23 protein-coding genes are annotated in these 26,745 nt (G+C 71.2%); 15 read left to right on the plus strand and 8 right to left on the minus strand.

The window, feature by feature from the left end:
* Nucleotides 1–63: 63 nt before the first annotated feature.
* From V4Y04_RS03300 to V4Y04_RS03310, 3 genes are all read left to right on the plus strand, one after another.
* Nucleotides 64–783, plus strand: a complete 720-nt coding sequence (locus V4Y04_RS03300; RefSeq protein WP_332432692.1) for a ferredoxin reductase — start codon at nt 64–66, stop codon at nt 781–783.
* A 316-nt stretch (nt 784–1,099) separates the two neighbouring features.
* Complete coding sequence (locus V4Y04_RS03305; protein ID WP_332425695.1) at nt 1,100–2,068, plus strand: acetylxylan esterase; 969 nt, start codon at nt 1,100–1,102, stop codon at nt 2,066–2,068.
* 252 nt (nt 2,069–2,320) lie between these two features.
* On the plus strand, nt 2,321–3,100 hold the full coding sequence (locus V4Y04_RS03310) for a GntR family transcriptional regulator (protein ID WP_332425697.1): 780 nt from the start codon (nt 2,321–2,323) through the stop codon (nt 3,098–3,100).
* On the opposite strand, the gene V4Y04_RS03315 is transcribed toward V4Y04_RS03310, so the two are convergent.
* Entirely contained in the window at nt 3,078–3,860 is a 783-nt protein-coding gene (locus V4Y04_RS03315; RefSeq protein WP_332425698.1) for a class I SAM-dependent methyltransferase, read from the minus strand. The genes V4Y04_RS03310 and V4Y04_RS03315 overlap by 23 nt on opposite strands.
* Nucleotides 3,861–4,264: 404 nt before the next feature.
* Between V4Y04_RS03315 and V4Y04_RS03320 the strand changes: the two genes are divergently transcribed.
* The 3 genes from V4Y04_RS03320 (at nt 4,265) to V4Y04_RS03330 (ending at nt 7,593) form a co-directional block, all read left to right on the plus strand.
* Nucleotides 4,265–4,663 (plus strand): nuclear transport factor 2 family protein, encoded by a 399-nt coding sequence (locus V4Y04_RS03320; protein WP_332425699.1) that lies wholly within the window; start codon nt 4,265–4,267, stop codon nt 4,661–4,663.
* A gap of 404 nt (nt 4,664–5,067) precedes the next feature.
* Nucleotides 5,068–6,207 carry a transcription termination factor Rho gene (rho, locus tag V4Y04_RS03325; protein WP_332425701.1) on the plus strand — a complete coding sequence of 380 codons (1,140 nt, stop codon included), beginning with the start codon at nt 5,068–5,070 and terminating at the stop codon, nt 6,205–6,207.
* A 165-nt stretch (nt 6,208–6,372) separates the two neighbouring features.
* A complete protein-coding gene (locus V4Y04_RS03330; protein ID WP_332425703.1) occupies nt 6,373–7,593 on the plus strand; it encodes a D-alanyl-D-alanine carboxypeptidase family protein in 1,221 nt (406 codons plus the stop codon).
* An 80-nt stretch (nt 7,594–7,673) separates the two neighbouring features.
* On the opposite strand, the gene V4Y04_RS03335 is transcribed toward V4Y04_RS03330, so the two are convergent.
* Entirely contained in the window at nt 7,674–8,693 is a 1,020-nt protein-coding gene (locus tag V4Y04_RS03335) for an asparaginase (protein WP_332425704.1), read from the minus strand.
* Nucleotides 8,690–9,478: a FadR/GntR family transcriptional regulator gene (locus tag V4Y04_RS03340; protein ID WP_332425705.1), complete on the minus strand. Its 789-nt coding sequence runs from the start codon at nt 9,476–9,478 to the stop codon at nt 8,690–8,692. The genes V4Y04_RS03335 and V4Y04_RS03340 overlap by 4 nt, the downstream gene beginning before the upstream one ends.
* Before the next feature lie 134 nt (nt 9,479–9,612).
* On the opposite strand from V4Y04_RS03340, the gene V4Y04_RS03345 reads away from it, so the two are divergent.
* A complete protein-coding gene (locus V4Y04_RS03345) occupies nt 9,613–10,674 on the plus strand; it encodes a fatty acid desaturase family protein (RefSeq protein ID WP_332425707.1) in 1,062 nt (353 codons plus the stop codon).
* 133 nt (nt 10,675–10,807) lie between these two features.
* Here V4Y04_RS03345 and V4Y04_RS03350 read toward each other — a convergent pair whose 3' ends face one another.
* From V4Y04_RS03350 to V4Y04_RS03360, 3 genes are all read right to left on the minus strand, one after another.
* A complete protein-coding gene (locus tag V4Y04_RS03350; protein WP_332425709.1) occupies nt 10,808–11,065 on the minus strand; it encodes a winged helix-turn-helix domain-containing protein in 258 nt (85 codons plus the stop codon).
* A gap of 240 nt (nt 11,066–11,305) precedes the next feature.
* Nucleotides 11,306–12,883 (minus strand): glycoside hydrolase family 53 protein, encoded by a 1,578-nt coding sequence (locus tag V4Y04_RS03355; protein ID WP_332425710.1) that lies wholly within the window; start codon nt 12,881–12,883, stop codon nt 11,306–11,308.
* A 116-nt stretch (nt 12,884–12,999) separates the two neighbouring features.
* Nucleotides 13,000–15,021 (minus strand): beta-galactosidase, encoded by a 2,022-nt coding sequence (locus V4Y04_RS03360; protein WP_332425711.1) that lies wholly within the window; start codon nt 15,019–15,021, stop codon nt 13,000–13,002.
* Between the two features lie 216 nt (nt 15,022–15,237).
* Here V4Y04_RS03360 and V4Y04_RS03365 point away from each other — a divergent pair, with 216 nt between their 5' ends.
* The 5 genes from V4Y04_RS03365 to V4Y04_RS03385 all read left to right on the plus strand — a co-directional run bounded on the left by V4Y04_RS03365 (nt 15,238) and on the right by V4Y04_RS03385 (nt 19,951).
* Nucleotides 15,238–16,560: an ABC transporter substrate-binding protein gene (locus tag V4Y04_RS03365; protein ID WP_332425713.1), complete on the plus strand. Its 1,323-nt coding sequence runs from the start codon at nt 15,238–15,240 to the stop codon at nt 16,558–16,560.
* Complete coding sequence (locus V4Y04_RS03370; RefSeq protein WP_332425715.1) at nt 16,557–17,534, plus strand: carbohydrate ABC transporter permease; 978 nt, start codon at nt 16,557–16,559, stop codon at nt 17,532–17,534. Before V4Y04_RS03365 ends, V4Y04_RS03370 begins: the two co-directional genes overlap by 4 nt.
* Nucleotides 17,531–18,436 carry a carbohydrate ABC transporter permease gene (locus V4Y04_RS03375; protein WP_332425717.1) on the plus strand — a complete coding sequence of 302 codons (906 nt, stop codon included), beginning with the start codon at nt 17,531–17,533 and terminating at the stop codon, nt 18,434–18,436. The genes V4Y04_RS03370 and V4Y04_RS03375 overlap by 4 nt, the downstream gene beginning before the upstream one ends.
* Nucleotides 18,433–19,464: a LacI family DNA-binding transcriptional regulator gene (locus V4Y04_RS03380; RefSeq protein WP_332425719.1), complete on the plus strand. Its 1,032-nt coding sequence runs from the start codon at nt 18,433–18,435 to the stop codon at nt 19,462–19,464. The genes V4Y04_RS03375 and V4Y04_RS03380 overlap by 4 nt, the downstream gene beginning before the upstream one ends.
* A gap of 97 nt (nt 19,465–19,561) precedes the next feature.
* Nucleotides 19,562–19,951 (plus strand): MarR family winged helix-turn-helix transcriptional regulator, encoded by a 390-nt coding sequence (locus tag V4Y04_RS03385; protein WP_332425721.1) that lies wholly within the window; start codon nt 19,562–19,564, stop codon nt 19,949–19,951.
* A gap of 336 nt (nt 19,952–20,287) precedes the next feature.
* Here V4Y04_RS03385 and V4Y04_RS03390 read toward each other — a convergent pair whose 3' ends face one another.
* Nucleotides 20,288–20,689 (minus strand): SseB family protein, encoded by a 402-nt coding sequence (locus V4Y04_RS03390; protein WP_332425723.1) that lies wholly within the window; start codon nt 20,687–20,689, stop codon nt 20,288–20,290.
* A 283-nt stretch (nt 20,690–20,972) separates the two neighbouring features.
* Between V4Y04_RS03390 and V4Y04_RS03395 the strand changes: the two genes are divergently transcribed.
* Both V4Y04_RS03395 and V4Y04_RS03400 read left to right on the plus strand, forming a co-directional pair.
* A complete protein-coding gene (locus V4Y04_RS03395; RefSeq protein WP_332425725.1) occupies nt 20,973–22,418 on the plus strand; it encodes a glyceraldehyde-3-phosphate dehydrogenase in 1,446 nt (481 codons plus the stop codon).
* Between the two features lie 241 nt (nt 22,419–22,659).
* Entirely contained in the window at nt 22,660–23,634 is a 975-nt protein-coding gene (locus V4Y04_RS03400; protein ID WP_332425726.1) for a hypothetical protein, read from the plus strand.
* A gap of 22 nt (nt 23,635–23,656) precedes the next feature.
* Here the strand turns inward: V4Y04_RS03400 and V4Y04_RS03405 are convergent, their stop codons facing one another.
* Nucleotides 23,657–25,318, minus strand: coding sequence for an FAD-dependent oxidoreductase (locus V4Y04_RS03405; protein ID WP_332425728.1), 1,662 nt, complete (start codon nt 25,316–25,318; stop codon nt 23,657–23,659).
* Between the two features lie 245 nt (nt 25,319–25,563).
* Here V4Y04_RS03405 and V4Y04_RS03410 point away from each other — a divergent pair, with 245 nt between their 5' ends.
* Nucleotides 25,564–26,703: a SchA/CurD-like domain-containing protein gene (locus V4Y04_RS03410; RefSeq protein ID WP_332425730.1), complete on the plus strand. Its 1,140-nt coding sequence runs from the start codon at nt 25,564–25,566 to the stop codon at nt 26,701–26,703.
* Nucleotides 26,704–26,745: the final 42 nt, after the last annotated feature.

Consider the following 26,745-nt stretch of genomic DNA (forward strand, 5'->3'; position numbering starts at 1 on the left):
GAGGCCGGGAACCGGCAGGCGGAGGCCTCGTCGGCGTTGTTCACCCCTCCGACACGGTTCGCCGTGCCCGGACGCATCGGAGTGAGCGCGCAGACGGCCTCGGTATGGCGGACGGCGACACTGACCGGTATCCGTCGCGAGACCCCGCGCGCCGCGACCTTCCGCTTCGCCGTGCCCGGCTGGCCGGGGCATGTGCCCGGCCAGCATCTGCTGCTGCGGCTGACCGCCGAGGACGGCTATGTGGCCCAGCGCCACTACTCGATCGCGTCCGCGCCGGACGACTCGGGGCACATCGAGCTGACCCTGGACCATGTGGCGGGCGGCGAGGTGTCGGGCTGGTTCCACTCGGTGGCCCGGCCCGGTGACCGGGTCGAGGTCCGCGGCCCGCTGAGCGGCTTCTTCGCCTGGCCGGGCGACCGGCCCGCGCTGCTGGTGGGCGCCGGCTCGGGCGTCGTCCCGCTGATGTCGATGGTGCGGCACCACAGGGCCCGGGGTCTGTCGCTGCCCTTGCGGTTGCTGGTGTCGGCGCGCAGTCCCGAGGAGCTGATCTACGGGGACGAGTTCGGCGCGGAGACCCTGCGGGTGTTCACCCGGAGCGCACCGGAGGGCACGGCCGTGGGACGTATGGCGGCCGCACATGTGGCGCCGCTCCTGGCTGAAGCCCCTCCGGGTGGGTGGGAGGCCTATGTGTGCGGTTCCAACTCCTTCGCCGAGCACGCCTCCAGGCTGCTCGTCGCGGCCGGACAGCCCGTGGACCGCATCCGCATCGAGCGCTTCGGCTGACCCGCACCGCTCACCGGGCCGGCGCCACCACCACCACCACCACCACCGCCACCGCCACCACGCCACCCGACCGGGCCGGGCCGGGCCGGGCCGGGCCGGGCCGGGCCGGGCCGGGCCGGGCCGGACTACCGTTCCGGACCCGGCGGGACTACCGTTCCGGACCCGGCCAAGGCAAGCGCTTTCCACATCTTTTACCTGCGTCTCTTCTTTCCTTGCGTACGTGAGGACCGAGTCCGGCGCAGGGTCTGGCGGGCGCTCCGACGACCCACGTACGGTGTGATCGCTTCGTACTGTCCCGGCACAAAGGCGGTTCCTCATGCCCCTGTTCGACCTTCCCCTCGACGAGCTGCGCGAGTACCGGAGCGCGTCCACGGCACCGGAGGACTTCGAGGCGTTCTGGACCGGAACCCTCGCGGAGGCGCGCGAGCACGATCTGGACGCCCGCTTCGAGCCGGTCGACACGGGCCTGTCCACGGTGCGGGTCTTCGACGTGACGTTCGCCGGGTTCGGGGGCCATCCGGTCAAGGGCTGGCTGACGCTGCCTGTCGGGGCCGAGGCGCCGCTGCCGCTGGTCGTGCAGTTCATCGGCTACGGCGGTGGCCGCGGGCTGCCCCACGAGCATCTGCTGTGGGCCTCGACGGGCCGGGCGCACTTCGTGATGGACACCCGGGGCCAGGGCAGCGCCTGGGGCGGCGGCGGTGACACCGCGGACCCGGTGGGCGGCGCGCCCGCGTACCCCGGGTTCATGACGCGCGGCATCGACGCGCCCGAGAACTACTACTACCGCCGGGTGTTCACGGACGCGGTGCGCGCGGTGGAGGCCGCCCGTTCCCACCCCCTGACCGACGCGGCGCGCACCGCGGTACTCGGCTCGAGTCAGGGCGGCGGCATCGCCCTCGCGGTGGGCGGCCTGGTCCCGGACCTCGCGGCGGTGGCCCCGGACGTGCCGTTCCTGTGCGACTTCCCGCGGGCGGCGACGCTCACCGACCGGCACCCGTACCGGGAGGTGGGCCTCTACCTCAGGACCCACCGGGGCCGTACCGGGGACGCCCTGCGCACTCTGTCCTACTTCGACGGCGTGCACTTCGCCGCCCACGGCTCGGCACCCGCGCTGTTCTCGACGGGCCTCGAGGACCAGACCTGCCCGCCCTCGACGGTCTTCGCGGCGTTCAACGCCTGGACGCACGACGACAAGTCGATCGAGGTGTACGACTTCAATGACCACGAGGGCGGTGGCCCCTTCCAGGAGGCTACCCAGCTCCACTGGATGCGTTCGTACATCTGAGGGACCGGACCACGGACTTTCGGACAGGACGGCTTCGGCGGCTCCCGCATCCCCTTCGGCTCCCGGACAAGGGAACTCGGCTGTCGCCGCACCGCACGCGCCCTCCCCCACGGCACCGCGCGGCAGGCCTCGCCCCGGTCCCGTTTCGGCCGAACTCACGGATTACCCTTCCCTGCTGGTTTAGACCAATGGTAGATGTGGTGGCGCAACGAGCCCACGCCACTACGGAACGTCACCAACAGGAGGCGCGGCATGGCCCGCACCACCCCGCACGACCCTCCGCATGCCTTTCCATCCACCGCACCGCCCAGCCCCGCACACCCCGAGGATGAGCCGCTCTACCGGCGGATCGCGACAGAGTTACTCGGCGAGCTGCACGACGGAGCCATTCCGCCCGGCGAACGGCTCCCCGGTGAGCGGCAGTTGGCCGAGCACTTCGGGGTGAGCCGGGAGACCGTACGACAGGCGCTGGAGGTGCTGCGCCGCGACGGCCTGGTCGCCACCGACCGGCGGGGCAGCCATGCCACCCTGAAGGGGCCGCCGGTGGAGACGCCTGCGGCGCTCGCCTTCCCGGTCGGCGCGCGGTACGTCGGCCGGGACGTGATGGCACGGGCCACCGTGTCCTGGGAGTCTCCACCACCGGGGCACGCCGAGGCGCTGGCTCTGGCGCCCTCCCGGCCGACCCTGGTGCACCGCTACTGGTCCGCGTCGGCCGACGGGTGCGAACTGCGGACGGCCGTGACCTCGTTCTCCAGCGTCGCGCTCGCCGAGGCCGAGGAGCTGGCGCGCTACCGCTACCGGGCCGACGGCGCCACCGCCGCGGAGCTGCGTCGCGCCTACGACTGGCTGCGCAGGGCCGGGCTGACACTGCACCACCGCGACACGATCACCCGGATCGCGGGCACGCCCTCCGTTCGGGTCACCCGCCGGGTGCGCGACCAGTACGCCCGGCCGCTGGAGATCACCGAGCTGATCGTGGACGCCCAGCAGGACGCGCTGGTATACGAGTTCACCCTGCCCGCCGCGGTCTGACCGGCACGGCGGACGGCCCGCGGGCGACCCGCCGCCCCCGGGGCCGCTCGGCGACGACCAGGCGGACCCGGGGACTGCCGTCCGGCCGCTGCCCGAATTCGGGCAGTGGGTGGAGTTCGACCCGGAATCCGGCCCGGTCCAGCTCGCGCCGGAGAGCACCGAAGCGCAGTGCGCGGTAGTACATGACGAACGGCGGGCGCCACACCGCGTTGCGCACCCGCATCACCACGTCGAAGCCCAGAAGCATCCCGTGCTCGAGCGAGCCCGGCCGGGGCGGGGCGACCACCGGGAAGGCGAACCGTCCCCCGGGCCGCAGCACGCGGTGGACCTGAGCGAACAGCCCTGGCAGCTCACTCGGCAGGAAGTGGCCGAACGCCCCGAAACTCACCACCAGGTCGAAGGCCGGCCCGAACGGCAGCGCCCGTGCGTCCGCCCGCACCCAGCGGGCCGTCGGCCCTTCGGGCCTGGTCCGCTCGCGCGCGACGTCGAGCATGCCCGCGCTGAAGTCGACGCCGGTGACGCTCCGGCGGCACACCTTCGCCAGAACGTCCGTGCCCGCGCCGGTGCCGCAGCACAGATCGAGCCCGGAGTCGAACGGTCCCCATCTCCGCAGCGCCACGGCGGTGGCATCGAGCACCGAGTCGGGTGTACGGAAGGGGGTGTGGTCGAATTTCGGCGCGAGGAGGTCGTATCCGCGTTCCACGGACGACAGCGCCTGGAGGGCGAGTTCGCGCAGGCGGGGGCCTTCGGGGCTGAACATCGGATCAGCCTAACGACCTCACCCGCGATGGGAGTGGATCAGCGAGCGGCGTCATGCGGCTTCGCATCCGAGGCGGAGGAGGGAGTGATGGCGGAGCCATCGCGACCGACGACCACGCCGGAGGCGAAGCAGCAGGGCGTCGGGAGCCCGCTCGCTGTCGCGGGTGAGGTCGTAAGGGCTGTCCCGTGATCCGTGGTGGACCAGCGCGCGGCGTCGGATGCGGTGCATCGCAAGACGGAGGGGCGTCCGGATACTGGATGTATGTGGACGTTCCGACAACGCGGCGAGGTGCCGTAGCCGGCGTCGCGCGCCCGCCAGGGATCACGGGACAGCCCTTGGACCCAGGAGCCGGCCATGGGGCTAACCTCGTGTGCACTGCGATCCGTTGACTGTGAGGAGTTGTGATGCGGGCATTCCGTGAGGCCGTGGAGGCGCACGACATGGACGCCGCCGAAGCGCTGCTGGCGGAGGATGTCGTCTTCTCCAGTCCGGTCGTCTTCAAGCCCTACACCGGCAGGCCGGTCACCGCGGCGATCCTGCACGCGGTGGCGGAGGTCTTCGAGGACTTCCGCTATGCGCGGGAGGTCAATGACGCGAACGGCCGTGACCACGTCCTCGTGTTCACCGCTCGCGTGGGCGACCGCGAGGTCGAGGGCTGCGACATCATCCACGTCGACGACGACGGCCGCATCGACCGACTCACCGTGATGGTCCGCCCCTTGTCGGGCGCGCAGGCGCTCCAGGCGGCCATGGAAGCGAAGTTCGACCAGATCGCACGTGCCGCGCAGGACCGTTCGGCCTGAACCGCTTCCCCAGCCCTGCCCCGGGGCCCGCCGGTCGCCTCCGGCGGGCCCTTTCCGGCTCCCTCTCGCACGCGCATACCCCGTGACCCCGCACCCCTGCACCCCCGTTACCCCGTTACCCCGTTACCCCGTTACCCCGTGATACAGTGCACTGAGCACTCGTTTAGCGCCCCGATACGGGCGTCGGTGCCAGTTCTTCCTCGAATTCTCATCGGCACGCCGTTCCGCCCGTCGTTTCGGGCCGGCTGTCCGGCTTTCCCACATCACCTTGTGAGCGGGCTTCACGCCGTGGCCAAGGTGCTGTTCCCACCGCCCCGGGCGCTGGACGCGCCCCCCTGTGCGCGGTTCTCCCCTTCCCTGCGTGTATCCCTTCCCTCCCAGTCGTCCACGAAAGGACCGACCCCATGACCACTCCCATGCTCGACCGCCCCTCCGTCCGGCAGCAGCCCCGGCACGTCAGCGGCGTCCTCGACATCGACGCGGCCGGGAAGGGGCACCTGCGGACCGGCACCTGTCTGCCCTCCCCCTCCGACCCCGCCGTCTCCCCCGCCATGCTTCGTAGGTACGGCCTGCGCAAGGGCGACCTGACCGAGGGCCTGTGCGACAACCGGAGCGGCCTGACCGAGATCACCCGGATAAACAGCCGTACCCCCGAAGCGCTGCGCGGCCGGCCCCGCTTCGGGGACCTGACGCCGCTTCACCCGCAGGAGCGGCTGCGCCTGGAGCACCCCGCGTCCGGTCTGGCCGGGCGCGTCGTCGATCTGCTCGCCCCTGTCGGCAAGGGGCAGCGAGGCCTGCTCGTGGCCCCGCCGAAGACCGGCAAGACCGTGCTGATCCAGCAGCTCGCGGCAGCCGTTGCGGGTAACCACCCCGAATGCCGCCTGATGGTGGTGCTGCTCGACGAGCGCCCCGAGGAGGTCACCGACATGCGGCGCTCGGTGCACGGCGAGGTGTACGCCTCGACCTTCGACAGGCCCGCCAAGCAGCACATCGCCCTGGCCGAACTGGTGATCGAGCGGGCCAAGCGGCTGGTCGAGGCGGGCGAGGACGTCGTCATCCTGCTCGACTCGCTGACCCGGCTCTGCCGGGCGTACAACAATGCCGCCACCTCCGGCGGCCGCACCATGAGCGGCGGGGTCGACACCTCGGCGCTGATCGGGCCGAAGCGGTTCTTCGGTGCCGCACGCCGGGCCGAAGAGGGCGGTTCGCTCACGATTCTCGCCTCGGCCCTGGTGGACACCGGATCCCGCGCCGACGAGTTCTACTTCGAGGAGCTCAAGAGCACCGGCAACATGGAGCTCCGGCTGAGCCGTGAAGCGGCGTCCCGCCGGCTGTTCCCGGCCGTCGACATCGTCCCGTCCGGCACCCGCCGTGAGGAACTGCTGCTCACACCCGCTGAGTTGTCGGCCTCACGCGGTCTGAGGCGGGTGCTGCGGTCCCGGCAGGGACAGTCCGGCCTGGAGACGCTGCTGGAGCGGATGCGCGAGGCCCCCGACAACGCGACCTTCCTCCGGCGCGTCCAGCCCACCCTGCCCGGCCACTGACCGGTGCCCGTCCACCGACCGGTACCCGGCAGCTGACGGTGCCCGGCAGCCACCTCTCCCCGACCGCGAAGAGCCGTCGCAGTGCCGTGCGGCATCCGGGTGTTTACGGAGGGCCTCCGGCCCGGTCACCGCGGCCGTCCGCGGTCCTCTTTCTACGTTTGCGGTATGACTATCGGATTTGCTTCGCGGGCTGCCGCGTCCACGTGTGCCCTCTGCACAGCAGGCCTGCTGGCGCTCGCCCCCGCCGCGGCGACCGCCGGCACGAGCGCGGACCCCGCGCCGTCGCCCGACTCCGGAGCACGAGTCGCCGCGGAACCGCGGACCGCGGCCGGGTCCGCGCCGGATGCGCTGCTGTACCGCTCCGGCACCCAGGTCCGCCCGCGCGCCGGGGCACCCGAGGTCCCGGAGCTGTCCGCCCGGTCGTGGCTGGTGGCCGACGCCGACTCCGGTGAGGTGCTCGCCGCGCACGACGCGCACCGCAGGCTGCCGCCCGCCAGCACCCTCAAGACCCTGTTCGCGCTCACCGTGCTGCCCGTGCTGCCGGCCGGCATCCGGCACACCGTCAGCGAGGAGGAACTGACGGGCATCGGCCCCGGCAGCAGCCGCGTCGGGGTCGCGGAGGACCTCACGTACCGGATCTCCGACCTGTGGAACGGAGTCTTCCTCAGCTCGGGAAACGACGCCGTGCATGTGCTGGCCGCGCTCAGCGGCGGCTGGGAGGCCACCGCGCAGCGGATGCAGGACAAGGCCCACGCCCTCGGCGCCCACGACACGCAGGTGGAGTCGCCCGACGGCTACGACGCCCCGGGCCAGGTGTCGTCGGCGTTCGACCTGGCGGTGTTCGGCCGGGCCGGGCTGCGCAGCCCCGACTTCGTCCGGTACTGCTCCCGCGAGGAGGCGATGTTCCCGGGCCGCGACGGCGGATCGTACGGAATCCGCAACACCAACCGGCTGCTCACCGGCTCGGACGGGGTGGAACGGTACCCGGGGATCGTCGGGATCAAGAACGGCTACACCAGCAACGCCGGCCACACGCTCGTGGCGGCCGCCCACAGGGACGGACGCACCCTCGTGGTGACGGTGCTGAACCCCCGATGGGGCGGCGGGAGCGCCGTGTACGAGGAGGCGCGCACGCTGCTGGACTGGGGGTTCGACGCGTCCGGCCGGGTCGATGCGGTGGGGTCGCTGGACGCCCTGCTGGTCAAGCCGCTGCCGGGGCCCCAGGCACGGCCCACGACCGCCCCGACCCCCGCCGCGGTTTTGGCGGCGCGGGGCCGGGAGCCCGAACGGCCGGGGACATGGACGGTCACGGGCGCCGCACTGCTGGGCGCGATGGGCGTGGCCCTGTTCCTGCGGCTCAGGTGGGGTCGGGCAGTGCCGGACTGACCGGCCACGACCAGCCGCGGCCGACGCCACCCGCCGCCCCGGCACACCGCCGCCCGCCGCTCCACTCTCCGGCGAGGCCGTCAGCGTCGTGCGGCCGGCCCGGGCAGCGGTTCCAGCGCGGGTACGGGGTGGATGCCGCCGACCGGCAGGCCGCCGCCGAACAGCGGTTCACCGGCGAACGCGGTGAGCACGGCCGGGTCGATCCCGGCATGGATGAGGGCGGCCGCGGTCACCGGGACGCGAGCCCGGTCGGCGCCGTCGGAGATCTTCACGGCGACGGCACTGCCGTCGGGCAGGGCGGCGACCTGTACGCCCTCGAATCCGTCCTTGGCGAGCAGCCCGGGCACGGCCCCCATCAGGGCGGCGACGTCCCGGCCCGAGCCCGATGCCATCTGGGGGTGGTCGCGCATCGCGTCGGCGACCCGGGCCTCGGGGGTGCCGGGCAGGGCGGTGGCGATCCGGGCGACGGCGCGGGCGAGGCCGTACAGGGAGACGGCGAACAGGGGCGCGCCGCAGCCGTCGACGGTCACCCGGGCGACGTGCTGCCCGGTGAGGTCCTCGACGGTCTCGGCGATCGCCCGCTGGAGGGGGTGGCCGGGGTCGAGGTAGTCACCGAGGGACCAGCCGTTGAGCCGTGCGGTGAGGAGCATGGCGGCGTGCTTGCCCGAGCAGTTCTGGGCGAGTCGGGAGGGCGGGCGGCCCTCGCGCACCCAGGTCTCGCGTACGGCCCGGCCGAACGGCAGGTCCGGGGTGTTGCGCAGATGGTCCTCGGTGAGTCCGGCGCCCGCGAGGACGCGCCGAGTGCCGGCGAGGTGCCGTTCCTCGCCGGAGTGGCTGGCGGCGGCGAGGGAGAGCAGCTCGCCCTCGAGCGGGAGACCGGCCCGCACCATGGCGACGGCCTGGACAGGCTTGAGCGCGGAGCGCGGGTAGCAGGCGGCCTCGATGTCACCGAGCCCGAGCCGGACCTCGCCGTCGGCGCCGAGGACGACGACGGAACCGTAGTGGACACCTTCCACGATCCCGCCGCGGACGAGGTGGGCGACAGGGGCGTGGAGGGGGTCGCGGACCGGGGGCGCGGCCGCGGGGAACGTGCTGTTCATGGGGATCGGTCTTCCGTGGGGGCGGGCCCGTGGGGGGCCGTGGGGGTATGCGTGTGCGGAACCGCGCGGGTGACCGTCCGGGTGGCTGCGCGCGCCGGGTGCACGATGTCCGTGAGGGTCGTCCCGACCCGCTCGAGATGGTGCGCCATCGCCTCGGCGGCGGCGTCCTCCGAGCCGTCGGCCAGTGCCTCGACGACAGCCCGGTGCTCGCGGTTGGACTGTTCGCGCCGGTCCCCGAGCTGGTTGAGGAAGGCGGACTGACGCGCCAGCGCGTCCCGGATCTCCTCGATGACCCTGCGGAACACGGGGTTCTGGGTGGCCTCGGCCACTGCGAGGTGGAAGTGGGTGTCCATGGCGGCCCAGGCGGTGGTGTCGGTCTCCCGGTCCATCCGGTCCAGCAGCCGGCGCAAAAGCTCGAGGTGCTCGGGGGTACGCCGCCGGGCCGCGTACCGGGCGACCGGGATCTCGACGTGGCGGCGCACCTCCAGCAGGTCGCCGGCCGTGTAGTCGCCGAAGGTGGGGTCCCCGACGGCGTCGGCGACGACGAAAGTGCCCTTACCGGTCCTGGACGCGGTCAGGCCCATGGTCTGCAGCGCCCGCAGCGCCTCGCGCAGCACGGGCCGGGAGACCTCGAGGGTGCGGCACAGCTCCGCCTCCGAGGGGAGCTTGTCGCCGATGGCGTACTCGCCGCGCTCGATGGCGTCGCGCAGGTGGGAGAGGGCCGCTTCCATCGCGCTGACACGCCGCGGCCCGGCGCCGCCTGTCTGGCTGTCTGACAGGTTCACGAGGCTGATGGTGCGGGGCGGACGCGAGGGGTGTCAAGCCGGACGGGACGGCTCCCGCGCTGGGGCTACCCACACCTTCGTTCCGGGGGGCAACATCATTCTGCGGCGGGGCGTCCGTTCACATACTCATCTGCATGGCCAATCCAACGGTGCTCAATCCGACGACGCTCACAAGAACCCCGGCTGCGCGGGCAGGCGAAAAGGGGAGCGACTTCGCCGAACTGTCGCGGCGCATGGCCGCCGAAGGGCTGCTCAGGCGCCGTCCTCTCTACTACACCCTGCGCTTCGGCACGGTGGGGCTCGCCCTGGCGGGAGGTGTCGCCGCCTTTCTCGTCCTGGGCGACAGCTGGAGCCAGCTGTTCGTCGCGGCGGCCCTGGCCGTGGTCTTCGGGCAGCTCGCGCTGGCCGCCCACGATCTGGCACACCGGCAGGTGTTCTCACGCCGGCGCCCCAGCGAGGCGGGTGGTCTGCTGGTGGCCGACGTGCTGCTGGGCATGAGTTACGGCTGGTGGATGAACAAGCACACCCGCCACCACGCGAATCCCAACCACGAGCAGAAGGACCCGGATGTCGCCCCCGACCTGCTGGTCTGGTCGCGCCGCCAGGCGGGCCGGGCACAGGGCCCCGCGCGGTTCATCGGCAAGCACCAGGCCGCGCTCTTCCTCCCGTTGCTGACACTGGAAGGCCTCAATCTGAGTTTCAGCAGCTTCAAGGCCCTGCGCGGCCCGGCCGTGAAGCGGCCGGTACTGGAGGGGACCCTGCTCGTCGCCCACTTCGCCGTGTACTTCGGCGGCCTGTTCACGGTGCTCTCCCCCGGCAGGGCACTCTCCTTCGTCGCCGTCCACCAGGGCCTGTTCGGGATCTACCTCGGCTCCGTGTTCGCCCCCAACCACAAGGGCATGCCGATGATCGAGGAGGGCCGGCAGCTGGACTTCCTGCGCCGCCAGGTCCTCACTTCCCGCAATGTCACGGGCGGTCCGATGGTCGACCTCTTCATGGGCGGGCTGAACCACCAGATCGAGCACCACCTCTTCCCCAGCATGCCCACGCCCGCCCTCGGCCGGGCCCAGGTCATCACCGAGCGGTACTGCGCCGAGCTGGGCATCCCGTACTGCCGTACGGGGCTGTTCGCCTCGTACGTCACGGCGCTGCGCCACCTCAGGAGCGTGGGGGAACCATTGCGCGAGGCCCGCTGACGGACGGCGGCGCACCCTCCGGCGGGACGACGGGCAAGGGCGGGCGGCCCACTACGCCCACAGCGCGTCGGCCGGGGCCGCGGCCGGGTGCCGGCTTGATGTCCGAGGCCGGGGAGGCCCTGGGCCGTATGCGCTACCAACCCTTCTCGAACATCCGCGCGACCTCGGCGATCCGTACCTCGTCGCACCGGTAGTACGGGCGCCCGGCGGCACCGCCGGTGCGCAGCAGGCCGACGGCCGTGAGCAGCCGGAGGTGGGTGAGGGCGACCGGGTGGGACATGCCGAACCGGCCGGCGACGGCCTCCGCGGTGACGCCGTGCCCGGCGCGGCCGGATTCCCTCAGCCAGGCGAGGATGTGCAGCCGTGTCCCGTCGTCGGGAGTCCTGATCATGTCGTCCACCTCCACCCCGGCGTCCACTCCGGGCACCTCCACTGTCCCGCAGCCGGCGCCCCCGTGTCAGGCGCTCCGGAACCCTTGCCGGGACGGTCGACCCGCCTCGGTCACAAGGTGGTTGAACGGTTCAGCGACTCTACGGAACCACTGTTTCACGGCACGATGGCGAGCGGCCCGGCCGCACACGTACCGTCGTGTGTGCGGCCGGGCCCCGGCGTACGTCAGTACCTCACACGCTCACCGGTGGCCGAACCACGACATCGCGGGCAGCGCCCGGTCGTCGTAGCCGAACAGTGCCTGGTTCTCCCAGCCGTTGCCGGAGGCCGGGTCGGCCGGGTCCCAGCCGTTGCCGGTACGGGCGGTCCAGGTCGCCTCCCAGTAGAAGACACCGAGGCCCCGCCCGTTCGGGACGGCCTCCACGATGCTCGCCACGTCGTTCATCCACCGGGTCTGGCCCGCGGTGGTCGCCGGGTAGCCGGGGACCAGTTCTCCGGCGAGGTCGATGATGTTCTCCAGCCCGTCCTCGCTGTCGAGGCGGAACGGGTAGGCCGTCTCGGCGAGGAAGACCGGCTTGCCGTAGCGGGCGGCGGCGTCGTCCAGGGTGGTCTGGAAGTCGTGGAGCGTGCCGTGCCAGTAGCCGTAGTACGACAGGCCGATGGCGTCGAACCTCACTCCCTGGGACACCGCGTTGTCGAACCACCAGCGGGTCCCGTCGAGGTCGCCTCCCTCGGCAAGGTGCAGCGCGACGGTCGTGGACGGGGCGACCGCCTTGGCGGCGTCGTAGCCGGAGTTGAGCAGGCCGGCAAGCTGCGTCCAGTTACTGGTGGACCCCTCGTTCCAGAGCATGCCGCCGTTGATCTCGTTGCCGACCTGGACCATGTCCGCGGTGGTGCCCTGCGCCTTGAGGGCGTCCAGGACGTCGTACGTGTGCTGGTACACGTCCGTCTTCAACTGGCTGTAGGAGTGTCCTGCCCAGGCGGCGGGCTTGGTCTGCTTGCCGGGGTCGGCCCAGGCGTCCGAGTAGTGGAAGTCGACCAGCAGCTTCATGCCCTGGGCCTTGACCCGCTTCGCCATGGCGAGGACACGTGCCTTGTTGTTGTATCCGTCGGCCGGGTTCACCCAGACCTTCAGGCGGGCGTAGTTCATGCCGGCGGAGCGCAGGATGGCGACGCCGTCACCCGCGCTTCCGGACGCGGTCCGGTAGACGCCGCCCTTGGCCTCGCTCTTGGGCAGGGACGAGATGTCGGCGCCCTTGACCGCCAGGCCCGAGGTGCCCGGGGCGAAGGTCAGGTCGTCGACGTTGATCCAGTTGCCCGCGCCGGCATCGCTGTTCACACTGATCGTGCACTGGTTGTTCGTCACCCTGACGGGCACGACGATCCGTATCCAGTCGCCGGCGGACACCGGCAGGTCGGTGCGCTGTTCGGTGCCGCCGCAGTTCTTGAGGGCGAGGTACGCGGCGTTCTGGCCGCCGCCGGAGCGGACCCAGGCGGTCAGCCTGTAGTCGCCGTTGGTCAGGCCGGACAGGTACTGGTACGTCTCCACCTGGTAGGCCGAGGACGACCAGTGGGACAGTCGGTGGCTTCCGCTGCGGCCGCCGGACTCGGTGTACGAGGCTCCGGTGGCGCCGTGCTCCGACCAGCCGGCCGGGGCCGCGGCCCCCGAACCGTCGGCTTCGAAGCCGCCGTTGGTGAGGGTGCTCGCCGCCGTCGCGGTCTGGGCGGGCAGTGCGGTGAGGGCCAGCCCTGCGGCGAGCGGCAGCAGCAGGGCCCGGAGGATGCGTTGAGGTGTGCACGTGCGTCTGGGATGGAGCATCGGTGTCCGTCGTCCCTTCGACGTGGGGAGAGGGGGGTGCCCCCGCCCTCGGCGGGGCGGGGGCCTCCCTCCGCCCGCGGCGTGCGCTGCTCACGCGGGCGGAGGGGAGTCATGGCTCAGCCGTCGAGTCGGACGACCCGGACGGCTCCGGCCGGGACCGCCAGGCGGCCCGCGGCGCGTTCGCCCGTCAGCAGTTCGGTGCCGGGGGCGTCCAGCGGCACCTTGGTGTCGCCGGCGGTGTGGTTGATCACGAACAGGAAGGTGCCGGACTCCCCGGTGCGGCGCACCACTTCGACGTCGAGGGGCAGGTCGGCGCGCGGGGTGATCCCGGTGTCCTCGACGGCCCGGCCGAGCAGGGTGTCCAGCCCTTCGGCGCCCAGGCGGGTGGAGACGTACCAGGCGCTGCCCTCGCCGAGGCGGTGGCGGGTGACGGCGGGGTGGCCGGCGGTGAGGCCGTCGGCGTAGGTCCAGACGGTCTCCGCGCCGCGCGGCACCACGAACTCGGACCACACGTCGCCGCCGAGTTCGGAGCCGTCGGGGCCGGTCAGGCGTACCCGGGCGCCGGCGTCGAGCGGCGAGAACTCCTCGACGGTCAGGCCGAGGACGTCCCGCAGGGCCCCCGGGTGGGCACCCTCGTGCACGGCGTCGTGTTCGTCGACGATGCCGGAGAAGTACGAGACGACCAGGGTGCCGCCGTTCTCGACGTACTCCCTGAGGTTGTTTCCCGCCGCCTCGGTCATCAGATACAGGGCGGGGACGACGACCAGGGGGTAGCGCGACAGGTCGGCCTCCGGGTGGGCGAAGTCGACGGTGAGGTGGCGGTCGTAGAGCGCCTCGTAGAAGGCGTCGGCGCGTTCGCGGGCGTCGTGGTCCTCGGTGGGACGCCAGTCGAGGTTCTGCGCCCACCAGGAGTGCCAGTCCCACAGCACGGCGACGTCGGCCTCGGTGCGGGTGCCCCGCAGAGGTGCCAACGCGTCGGTGTTCGCGCCGAGTTCGACGACCTCACGCCAGACGCGGGTGTCGGTGCCGCCGTGCGGGAGCATCGCCGAGTGGAACTTCTCGGCGCCGCGCCTGGACTGGCGCCACTGGAAGAACATGGCGCCCTCGGAGCCGCGGGCCACGTGCGCGAGGGAGTTGCGGGCCATCTGGCCGGGTGCCTTGGCGGGGTTGCGGGGCTGCCAGTTGACGCCCGAGGTGGAGTGCTCGAGCAGCAGCCAGGGGGCGCCGCCGGCGACGGAGCGGGTGAGGTCGGCGGACATCGCCAGGTTCACGTGGGTGCGGCGGCCGTCGGTGATCAGGTAGTGGTCGTTGGTGACGAAGTCGACCTCGCGGCCCCAGGCCCAGTAGTCCATGGAGTCGCACTGGCTGAGGGCGGTCATGAAGTTGGTGGTGACCGGGACGCCGGGCGAGAGGCGGTGCAGGATGTCCCGCTCGGCGGTGAAGTTCTCCCGCACGGTCGCGTCGGCGAACCGCCGGTAGTCCAGTGCCTGGGCCGGGTTGCCGACCGTCGGGGTGACCCGCGGCGGATTGATCTGTTCGAAGTCCGCGTAGCGCTGGCCCCAGAAGGCGGTGCCCCAGGCGTCGTTGACGGCCTCGACGGTGCCGTAGGTCCGTGCGAGCCAACGGCGGAAGTGCGCGGCGCACCCGTCGCAGTAGCAGGCGGAGACGGGGACGCCGTACTCGTTGTGGACGTGCCACATCGCGAGCGCGGGATGGCTCCCGTACCGCTCGGCGAGCCTGGTGGTGATGTCCGCGGCGGCGGCCCGGTAGTCGGGGTTGCTGTGGCAGATGGCTCCGCGCGAGCCGAACTCGTAGCGCACCCCTTCCGCGGTCACCGGCAGCGCGTCGGGGTGGGCCCGGTAGAACCAGACGGGCGGCACGACGGTGGGCGTGCCGAGGTCGGCGCGGATGCCGTTCTCGTGCAGCAGGTCCAGGACGCGGTCGAGCCAGCCGAAGTCGTGGACGCCGGGCTCGGGTTCGAGCAGGGCCCAGGAGAAGATGCCGACGCTCACCATGGTGACGCCGGCCTCACGCATCAGCCGGACGTCCTCGGTCCAGACGCTTTCCGGCCACTGCTCGGGGTTGTAGTCCCCACCGAAGGCGAGCCCGGTGAGGCCCAGGGGGGTGGTCTCCGGCATGGATTGTCTCCGATATGTCGATCTTCTGGGAACGTACACACACACTTTCGGTAGCGCAGGGCCAACATAACCGCACAGCAACAACCATTGACAAGTGTCCGGGATGTTTCTCTACTGTGAACGCTCACAGATCAGCGCGAGCCACGGTACGAACCGAGCGCAGCTGGGGCAGCAGGTCTTCGCGAGAGGCGGGGGCCCAGGTCAGGGGAGAGTTCCATGCGATACACGATCCACCGTCGCCTCGTGAGTTCCGCCATAGCGGTCACGCTCGGCGCCACCACGCTGGCCGCGTGCGGCTCGTCGTCGGACGACGACGGCGGGGCCCGGTCCGGTCCGGTCTCACTGACGTACTGGACCTGGGCCCCGGGCATGGACAAGGTCGTGGACCTGTGGAACGAGGGCCCCGGCAAGAAAAAGCAGATCAAGGTCACGGTGAAGAAGCAGGCGTCCGGCGACACGCTGGTCACCAAGATCCTCACCGCGCACAAGGCGGGCAAGGCCCCGGACCTGGTGCAGGCGGAGTACCAGGCGCTGCCCACACTGGTCAGCAATGACGCGCTCGCCGACATCTCGAAGGACGTGGGCGACGCGAAGAGCAAGTTCGCGGACGGCGTCTGGCAGCAGACCACGCTCGGCACCGACGCGGTGTACGCGGTCCCGCAGGACATCGGACCGATGATGTTCTACTACCGCGAGGACCTGTTCAAGAAGTACGGCCTGACGGTGCCGACGACCTGGGACGAGTTCGCGGAGACCGCGCGGGAGCTCAAGAAGGAGTCCCCGGAGACGGACCTGACCACGTTCTCCGCCAACGACTCGGGCCTGTTCGCGGGGCTGGCCCAGCAGGCCGGCGCGCAGTGGTGGAGCACGTCGGACGACCAGTGGAAGGTCGGCATCTCCGACGACGCGACCAAGAAGGTCGCCGAGTTCTGGGGCGGCCTGGTCAAGGAGGGTGCGATCGACAACCAGCCGATGTACACCCCCGCCTGGAACAAGGCGCTCAACACCGGCAAGCAGATCGCGTGGGTCAGCGCCGTGTGGGCGCCGGGCACCCTGAGCACGGCCGCGCCCGACACCAAGGGCAAGTGGGCCATGGCCCCGCTCCCCCAGTGGACCGAGGAGGAGAACCGCACCGGCAGCTGGGGCGGCTCCTCCACCGGCGTCACCACCGACTCCGAGAACAAGGAGGCCGCCGCCGAGTTCGCCGCCTGGCTGAACACCGACGGCGACGCCCTGAACGCGCTGGCGAAGGAGAGCGGCATCTATCCCGCCTCCACCTCGGCCCAGCTCAGCGGCGCCTTCACCACCCCACCGGAGTACTTCTCCAACCAGCCCGACTTCTACCAGAAGGCCGCCGGGATCGCGCAGACCACCGCGCCGTCCGCCTGGGGCCCGAACGTCAACGTGGCGTACACGACGTTCAAGGACGCCTTCGGTGCCGCGGCGAAGAACAAGTCCGACTTCGTCGCGGCCGTGGACAGCATGCAGCGGGACACGGTCGCCGACCTGAAGAAGCAGGGCTTCGAGGTCGCTCCGTGACATCCCCGGCACGTGGGAAGGCGTACGGGGTCGAAGGGGCCCCGTACGCCCGCCCGTCCCGCACCTCCGCACTCAGGCGCACCCGGAGCGCCCCCTTCCTCTTCCTGATCCCCGCGACGGTTCTCTTCCTGCTCTTCTTCGCGCTGCCCATCGGGTACGCGATCTGGCTCAGCTTCCGCAAGGTGCGGGTGTCCGGGCTCGGCCTGGGCGCTGGTGCCCGCAAGGAGGTCTGGGCCGGCCTGGAGAACTACACCGCCGCCCTCTCCGACAGCGAGTTGCTGGACGGCGCGCTGCGCGTGCTCGGCTACGGCTGCATCGTGGTGCCGGTGATGCTGGGGCTCGCCCTGGTGTTCGCGTTGACGCTGGACTCCGAGAGGGTGCGGCTCGCGCCCTTCACCCGGCTCGCGATCTTCCTGCCGTACGCCATACCCGGCGTGATCGCGGCGCTGCTGTGGGGCTTCCTGTACCTGCCCGACGTGAGCCCGTTCTACTTCGTGCTCGACAGGTTCGGCCTGCCGCAGCCGGACCTGCTGGACGGCGGTCCGCTGTTCCTCGCCCTGTCGAACATCGCGGTGTGGGGCGGCACCGGCTTCAACATGATCGTCATCTACACCGCGCTGCGGGCCATCCCGGTCGAGGTGTACGAGGCGGCGAAGCTGGACGGCGCCACGCCCCTGCAGATCGCGTTGAAGATCAAGATCCCGATGGTCGCGCCGTCGCTGGTGCTCACCTTCTTCTTCTCGATCATCGCGACCCTCCAGGTGTTCAACGAACCGACCACGCTGAAGCCGCTCACCAACTCCGTGTCCACCACCTGGAGTCCGCTGATGAAGGTGTACCAGGACGCCTTCGTCAACGGTGACATCCACTCGGCCGCCGCCCAGGCCGCCCTCATCGCGCTCGCCACCCTGGTGCTCTCCTTCGGCTTCCTGCGGGCCGCGAACCGACGCAACAAGCAGGAGGCGGCCCGATGAGTTCCGTGGCCCTGAACAAGGCCGAGCCCGTGGCCGGCACCGTCCCGGGCACCGGTCGCGGCCCGGCGCGGCCCCGCCGCATCGCCCTGGTCCCCACCCTGACACTCCTGCTCGGCGCGCTGTACTGCCTGCTGCCGGTGGTCTGGGTGGTCATCGCGTCGACCAAATCCGGCAGCGAGCTGTTCTCCACGTTCACGTTCTGGCCCGGCACCGGCTTCACCGAGAACCTCTCGGACCTGAACGCCTACCGCGACGGCGTCTACTGGGAGTGGATGGGCAACTCCGCCCTGTACGCCGGCCTCGGCGCCCTGCTGTCGACGTGCGTGTCGGCGGTCAGCGGCTACGCGCTGGCGGTCTACCGCTTCCGGGGCCGCGAGACGCTGTTCAACGTGCTGCTCGCGGGCGTCCTGATGCCGCCGGTGATCCTCGCCGTCCCGCAGTATCTGCTGCTCGCCCAGGCGGACCTCACGGACTCCTACCTCTCCGTGCTGCTGCCGCAGATCCTCTCCCCGTACGGCGTCTACCTGGCGCGGATCTACGCCGCGGCGTCGGTGCCGTCCGACGTGGTGGAGGCCGGGCGGATGGACGGCGCGGGCGAGTGGCGGATCTTCACCCGGGTCGCGCTGCCGATGATGCTGCCCGGACTGGTGACGGTCTTCCTGTTCCAGTTCGTCGCGATCTGGAACAACTTCCTGCTGCCGTTCATCATGCTCAGCGACGACGAGAAGTTCCCGATCACGCTCGGTCTGTACACGCTCCTCGAACAGGGTGCCAGCACCCCGGCGTTGTACACCCTGGTGATCACCGGGGCATTCCTCGCGGTGTTCCCGCTGGTCGCCCTCTTCCTGGTCGTCCAGCGGTTCTGGAGCCTGGATCTGCTGTCCGGGGCCGTAAAGTCATGACCATGAGCAACACGGGGAGCAGGCGCAAGCCGCCGACGATCCACGACGTGGCGCGTGAGGCCGGTGTCTCGCGCGGCACCGTCTCACGCGTGCTCAACGGCGGCCACTACGTCAGCCCGTCCGCGGCGGAGGCGGTCAACGCCGCGATCCGCAGGACGGGGTACGTGGTGAACCGGCACGCCCGCTCGCTGATCACCGGCCGGTCCGACTCGGTGGGCTTCCTGCTGACGGAGCCGCAGGAGCGGTTCTTCGAGGATCCCAACTTCAATGTCCTGCTGCGTGGTTGCACACAGGCGCTGGCCGCGCACGACATTCCGCTGCTGCTGATGATCGCCGGTACACAGGCCGAACGGCGGCGCATCGTGCGGTACATCACCGCCGGGCACGTCGACGGGGTGCTGCTGGTCTCCAGCCACTCGGGCGATCCGGTGGCCGAGGAGCTGCGGGCGGCGGGCGTTCCGCTGGTCGCGTGCGGCAAGCCGATCGGGCTGGGTTCCAAGGTGAGTTACGTGGCCGCGGACGACCGGGACGGCGCCCGCGACATGGTGCGTCATCTGCTGGGACTGGGCCGGCGCAGGGTGGGCGTGGTGACAGGACCGCTCGACACCCCGGGCGGCGTGGAGCGTCTCGCCGGGTACAAGGAGGTGCTCGCCGAGGCCGGCACCGCGATCGACGAGCGGCTCATCGTCTCCGGCGACTACAGCAGGGCCAGCGGCGAGGCGGGCGCTGAGCGCCTGCTGGCAGGGGCGCCCGACCTGGACGCCGTGTTCGTCGCCTCGGACCTGATGGCGCAGGGCGTGCTGACGGCACTGCACCGCGCGGGACGCCGGGTGCCCCAGGACGTGGCGGTCGGCGGCTTCGACGACTCCCGGGCCGCCGTCTCCACCAGCCCCGGCCTGACCACGATCCGCCAGCCATGGGACCGCATCAGCTCCGAGATGGTGCGGGTTCTGCTCGCCCAGGTGGGCGGCGAGGACCCGGCCACGGTGATCCTCCCGACGGAGCTGGTGAAGCGCGAGTCGGCATAGGGGTGCGCCGGCCACGGGCGTGACGCGCGGAGGTCCGTGCAGGTCCGTGCATCGCCCAGCCATTAGTTGAACTCCGAACAAATGTTACCGTTCACTCATGGCAGTGGAGACGGCCGGCATCCGGCTCGAGGAGCGATGGCGGGAGATTCTGTCGGTGCACGCGCGCACCCTCGGTGAGATCGACCGCGCGCTGCATCCGCACGGCCTGGGCGCCTCCGACTTCGAGGTGCTCGACCTGCTCGCGACCGCGTCGCCCGAGAAGGGCGAGCACTGCAGGGTGCAGGATCTGGGCGGGCGCGTCCACCTCAGCCAGAGCGCGCTGTCCCGCCTCATCGCCCGACTGGAGAAGGACGGCCTGGTCACCCGCAGCCTCTGCGTGGAGGACCGACGGGGCGTCTATGTCACGCTCACCCGTAAGGGCCGCGACCTGCACGCCGAGGCACTGCCGCTCCAGCGCGCGGCCCTGGCCCGCACGCTGGGCGAGTAGTCCGCCGCACCGGACGGACGCGGCACGCCCCAGAACCTTCGTTCGGATCATGCCGGGCCCGCGGGGGCCCGGCATGATCCACTCGAGGAGCCCTGGGGCGTGTTTCGAACGTAGCGCCGGCCGCCCGGAGGGCGGGCCCCGCGGCGTCATGGGGGTCCCCCCTGCTCGAGCGGAGCCGAGAGCTTGGGGGAGCGTGCGATCGCACGGCGGAGGGTCGCCCGCGTACCGGGCGTACGCGGGCGACCCCGACAACGCGGCTGGGGGTCCCCCCTGCTCGAAGAGCTTGGGGGAGTGCGTGCCGGACGCCGCGGGGCAGACGGGACTTTCGAAAACGCCCTAGGGGCGGGCCAGCAGGGTACGCACCCCTTCGGAGGTCAATGTCAGGCGGTGCTCCGAGCTGCCGTCGATGGTGAGGGACAGTTCGTCGGCCGGCCACTGCGCGGCCAGCGCCCCGAGCGGCACCAGCCGGTAGCGGGAGACGAACGGCAGCAGCCCCGACATCTCCAGTTCCGAGGTGAAGACCGGCACCACCTGGATGCCGTCCGGCTGCTCCATCACCGGCAGCGCGACCGCGCCGGGGTCGACGGCCTCGTCACCCGCGTCGTCGGGCACGGGAATCAGTACATCACTGTCGGCGAGGGCGTCCAGCGCCGCCGTGTCCTGGGTGTTGTCGGTCAGAGCGTCCAGAGCCCGCTGGGCGGACATGGGGGCATTGTTCTCGTGCGCGGGTGTCTCCATGGCGGCTTCCCTCGTAGCGGCGGTCGTACGGACCCGCCCCGGACGGAATCGGCGACGGCCATCGGCGATCCGCGACGAGCGATCCGCGCGCGGCGGACCGGCAGAAGGCGGATCGTCCGATCGGCCTTCTGCCGATCGGACCAGGATCCGCTCCGGGCACGGTCCTGCACGCGTACCCGATCGCACGGTTCGCAATCCTCCCGGCGCCGGAAGGGAGGCCCCATCGAGCCCCCTGACCGGCATGGTTATCATATGAGCGCCGCCTAGCTCGAAAGATAATCCTGTGACTGTCAATGAAGACTCGTTCACCAGTTGGAAGCACCGCGAGGAGATCGCGGAGTCGATGATCCCGATCATCGGGAAGCTGCACCGCGAGCGGGACGTCACCGTCCTGCTGCACAGCCGCTCCCTGGTGAACAAGTCGGTGGTCTCGATCCTCAAGACCCACCGCTTCGCCCGTCAGATCTCCGGCCAGGAGCTGTCGGTCACCGAGACGCTGCCCTTCCTCCAGGCGCTCACCGCACTCGACCTCGGTCCGTCCCAGATCGACCTCGGTCTGCTCGCCGCGACCTACCGGACCGACGACCGCGCACTGTCGGTGGCGGAGTTCACCGCCGAGGCCGTGGCCGGAGCAACCGGCGCCCACAAGATCGACCGCCGTGAGCCGCGCGACGTCGTCCTCTACGGCTTCGGCCGCATCGGCCGGCTCCTCGCCCGCCTGCTCATCGAGAAGTCCGGCTCCGGCAACGGCCTGCGGCTGCGCGCCGTCGTGGTCCGCCGGGGCGGCGAGCAGGACATCGTCAAGCGCGCCTCCCTGCTGCGTCGCGACTCCGTGCACGGCCAGTTCCAGGGCACGATCACCGTGGACGAGGCGAACAGCACGATCGTCGCCAACGGCAACACCATCAAGGTGATCTACGCCGACGACCCGTCGCAGCTGGACTACACGGCGTACGGCATCAAGAACGCCATCCTCATCGACAACACCGGCAGGTGGCGCGACCGCGAGGGCCTCTCGCAGCACCTGCGCCCCGGTGTCGACAAGGTCGTGCTGACCGCGCCCGGCAAGGGCGACGTGCCCAACATCGTGCACGGCGTCAACCACGACACCCTCAAGCCGGACGAGCAGATCCTTTCCTGTGCCTCCTGCACCACCAACGCGATCGTCCCGCCGCTCAAGGCGATGGCGGACGAGTACGGTGTGCTGCGCGGCCACGTGGAGACCGTCCACTCGTTCACCAACGACCAGAACCTGCTGGACAACTACCACAAGTCCGAACGCCGCGGCCGTTCCGCGCCGCTGAACATGGTGATCACCGAGACGGGTGCCGCCTCCGCCGTCGCCAAGGCACTGCCCGACCTCGACGCGACGATCACCGGCAGCTCGATCCGGGTTCCGGTGCCGAACGTCTCCATCGCGATCCTCAACCTCCAGCTGGGCCGCGCGACCGACCGCGCCGAAGTACTCGAGTACCTCCGCGATGTGTCGCTCACCTCGCCGCTGAAGCGCCAGATCGACTTCATCAGCGCCCCCGACGCGGTCTCCAGCGACTTCATCGGCTCGCGGCACGCCTCGATCGTCGACGCCGGCGCCCTCAAGGTCGAGGGCGACAACGCGATCCTGTACCTCTGGTACGACAACGAGTTCGGCTACTCCTCCCAGGTCGTCCGGGTCGTCCAGTACGTCTCCGGCGTGGAGTACCCGACCTTCCCGGCGCCGGCTCCCTGACCGGCCGGGCACAGCCGGACGGACGGAAGGACACACCGACGAAAAACATGAGGGGGCGGGCCGGCGAACCGGTGCGCCGCCCCCTCGTACTGCATCGTTCTCCCCGACCACCAGGAGCTGAGCGCCTGTTCAGGCCCTTGGCCACCTTCGGCATGGTCAAACCGCGTCACGCTGAGGTCCGGATCGGTAACGATCTGCTCGTATCGGTTGCCGTACCCAAAACAGTTCCTAGTCTGCGGTCATGTCGCTCTTCAGCAGTCGTGCCGGTAAACGTCCCCGCCTCGCCCCCGCCCTCGACGATGACGCCCTCGCGCGCGTCCTCCGGCAGGTGGGCAAACGCGGCGGGAGCGTCAAGTCGACGGAGGTGACCCTTGTCGCGGCCTTCCTCGAGGAAACCGGGGACGACTGGGACCGGCGCAGCCATCGGGTGACCGTACTGGCCGGGGAGACGGCCGGATCGGGGTCCGACCTGGCCTCGGCCTGGCTGACCAGGGAGCCGAAGAACCCCGACGCTCTGGTGTTCCACTCCTGGGTCGCTCTGATGCGCGGCCTGCGGGACAGACACCTGCAGGACGCGGCACAGGTGGTGACCCAGTGCCATCGGGCCGCGGAGCTGAAGCCGGCGGATCCGCTGCCCTGGGTGGCCCTGCTCGGCATGGCCCGCCTCGAGCGGTATCCGCAGAACGAGGTCAACGCCATCTGGCGGGAGGCCACCGGACGCGACCGCTGGCACCGTGAGGCCTATCTGCAGATGCTCGCCCATCTGTCGCCGGAGGAAGGCGGCTCGAGCGCGGCCGTCCTCGACTTCATCGATGTGGTGCGCACCCGGATACCGGCCAACGCGCCGTGCGCGGCGATCGAGCTGACCGCGACCGTCCGGCAGTATCAGGGGCTGGTGGCGCAGGGCGGCGTCCGGGCCATGACGGCCGGTCAGCTGTGGGAGGGCGGACAGATCGCGGCCTCGCTGGAGCAGGCCGCCTCCCTCTGGGCGAAGCCGGGATTCTTCCAGCACGCGGCGGCCCAGGCGGACCTGAACGTCCTGGCGTACGCGCTGTGCGCGGCCGGCCGGGCCGTCGACGCGAACCATGTGTTCGAGGCGCTCCAGGGCACGGTGACCCCGTGGCCGTGGAACGACGACGGGCCCGCGGTCCAGCGGTTCGAACAGCACAAGGCCAAGGCGGAGCGGGGACGGCAGGGCGGCGTCGGAGGAGCCTGACGCCGCCTCGCCGCGCGCACCGTCAGTCCCGTTCCCGGGCCAGGATGTCCGTGACGGCCTTCCGCAGCACCGTCGCGGGATCCTCCACGGCCCCTTCCGAGCGCCACGCCACGAATCCGTCGGGGCGGACCAGTACCGCGCCGTCCCCGGTGACGCCGTGGGCCTGTGCCCAGTCGACGCCGTCGTCCGGCGTCAGGTCCGCGGCGGGGCCGGTGCCGATCCGGTAGGCGTCGAGGGGCACCCGCAGGTGCTGCGCCGCCTGCGCCGCGGCGGTGTGCCAGGCGGCGTCGCCGGACTCGCCGGTCAGCAGCACCAGGGACCGCTCGTACAGGTCGAGGGTGGAGATGCGGACGCCGTCGCGGTCCAGCCACAGGTGGGGGGCCCGGGTGCCCGGCTCCCCCGTCAGCCGCAGGCCCTCCGGGACGACCGGTGCCGCCGGATCGCCGCCGACGACCGCGCCCTGCGGGTAGCGGTAGCCCAGCGCCACGTTGAGGATTCCGCCCTTCGGGCCCTTGCTGCCGGCGCCCGCCGCGGGCGTGTAGCCGGGGTGGCTGTGCTCGACCGAACGGTTCGAGGCGCGGGCGCTGGTCGCCTCGGCGACCGGTCGGCGCTCGGCTTCGTAGGACTCCAGCAGTCCGGGGCCCGCCCAGCCGCCGTGGACGGCGGCCAGCTTCCAGGCGAGGTTGTGCGCGTCCTGGATGCCGGTGTTGGAGCCGAACGCCCCGGTGGGCGACATCTCGTGGGCCGAGTCGCCGGCGAGGAACACCCGGCGGTCGGTGTACCTCTCGGCGACCCGCTCCGCGGCGTGCCAGGCCGCCCGGCCGGTGATCTTGACGTCGAGGTCCGGCACGCCGATCGCCCGCCGGATGTGGGCGACGCACCGCTCGTCGGTGAACTCCTCGATCGTCTCGCCGTGTTCGGGGTGCCAGGGGGCGTGGAACACCCAGTTCTCGGCGTTGTCGACGGGCAGCAGCGCCCCGTCGGCCTCCGGGTTCGTCAGGTAGCAGACGATGAACCGCCGGTCTCCGACGACATCCGCGAGGCCGCGTGAGGAGAAGGTGAGGCTCACGTTGTGGAACAGGTCCCCCGGACCGCTCTGCCCGATGCCGAGCCGCTCCCGCACGGGGCTGCGCGGGCCGTCCGCGGCGACCAGGTAGTCGGCGCGGATGGTGGTGTGCTCGCCGGTCTCCCGGCTCTTGACCCGTGCCGTCACCCCGTCGCCGTCCTGGTCGAACGACATCAGCTCGGTCGCGAACCGCAGATCGCAGCCGAGTTCGCGGGCGTGGGCCAGCAGCACCGGCTCGAGGTCGTTCTGGCTGCACTGGCACCACCCGGCGGGACTGAACCGGGCCAGCCCGCCCCCGGGGTCGATCTCCTTGAACAGCCACTCGCCGTCGCCGTCCGCCAGACTCGGCGTCTGCATGATGCCGTGGTTGTCCGCCAGGACCGACGCGACCTCCCTGATCTGCTGCTCCACCTGGGCCACCCGGAACAGCTCCATGGTGCGCACGTTGTTGCCGCGCCCGCGCGGGTGGATCGACGTGCCCGTGTGACGTTCGACGAGCGTGTGCGGCACGCCCAGACGCCCCAGGAACACGGACATCGACAGGCCCACGAGGGAGCCGCCCACGATGAGGACGGGCGTGCGGTGACCGGTCTCGCCGGCCTCTTGCGATCGGTTCATTGAACTGCCTCCATCGTCGCCCTGGACGGGCGGGGAAAGGACGCCGCATTCATGCCCGGTACAGGTCGTTCCGTGTCCTGGCGGCACCCGGTTGACGCGCGGTTCACCCACCTGCCCCGTGTGTCTCGCGCACTTCGCGGGACGCCCCGAAGATCGGTTCAGGGCGAGCCCGGCCGTTTCGGCGACGGGGCCGTTTCCGACCTCCACTGAAGAGCCTTTCGTGAAGAAGAGGAGAGGTGCGCCGGATGACCACGACGGAACGCACGACGGGACCCACGGCGGGACGGATAGCGCATTCGGCGTTCGACGGCTCCAGGCTGCGGGTGATTCTGCTGCTCGACCTGTACGACGGGGCGCAGGAGCAGTTCCTCGAGGCCTATGAGCACATGAGCAGCAAGGTCGCGTCCATTCCCGGGCACATCCAGGACCAGCTCTGCCAGTCGATCGAGAACCCCTCGCAGTGGCTCATCACCAGCGAGTGGGAGAGCGCGCTTCCCTTCCTCGCCTGGGTGAACAGCGAGGAGCACATCGAGATCGTCCGCCCGATGCACAGCTGTGTCCGCGACACCCGATCCATGCGCTACAGCGTCCTGCGCGAGACGGAGCCGCGTCCCGGGGCGAAGAAGCGGTCCGGTCTGCAGGCACAGGTCCGCGTGGGCGACGGGGTGGCCCGCCACGCGCTCACTTTCACCGTCAAGCCGGGCAGCGAGTCCAAGGTCGCGGAGCACCTGGCCGGGTACACGTCTCCCAAGGCCCAGCTGGAAGCGGACACGAGGCTGCGCCGCACCTCCGTGTTCATGCACGGCAACCGCGTGGTGCGGTGCATGGAGGTCGAGGGCGACCTGGCCGCGGCACTGCGCCACGTGGCCGGCCAGCCCGAGATCCGGGCTATCGAAACGGCCATAGACCCCCACCTGGAGCAGGAGCGGGATCTGTCCGACCCCGGCTCGGCGCGGGTGTTCTTCACCCGGGCCGCGCTCCCCTCCGTGCACCACGTCCGCGCGGACGGCCCCGAGCCCGCCGGTCTGCGGCGGCACGCGCTGTACTACCCGGCCGTCGAGGGACAGGGCATGGAGCTGGCCCGGTTCCTCTCCCATCAGGACGAGGCCGCGGTCGGCGACCCGGACAGCCGCATCTTCATGAGCACCGTCTTCCAGCGCGACGACATCGTGGTCCGCATGGTCGACGTCACCGGCGCCTTCGACGTCGACCCCGAATGGGCCCTGGGCGTCAAGGGCCCGGGGAAGGCGGCGGAGCTGGAGCGGCTCCTGGACGGCGCGGCGGTCGGCGTCGACGCCCCTCTGAACTCGGAGCGCAACCTGAACCGGCTGCTGTCGCACGCCGACATGCTGCTCGTCACCGATCGCAGCGCGGTGGATTCCTGACGGCAAACCGTGATGACGACCGCGGCCGCCCCGCCCGGACGT

Source organism: Streptomyces sp. P9-A2 (assembly GCF_036634175.1).
Classification (GTDB): domain Bacteria; phylum Actinomycetota; class Actinomycetes; order Streptomycetales; family Streptomycetaceae; genus Streptomyces; species Streptomyces pratens.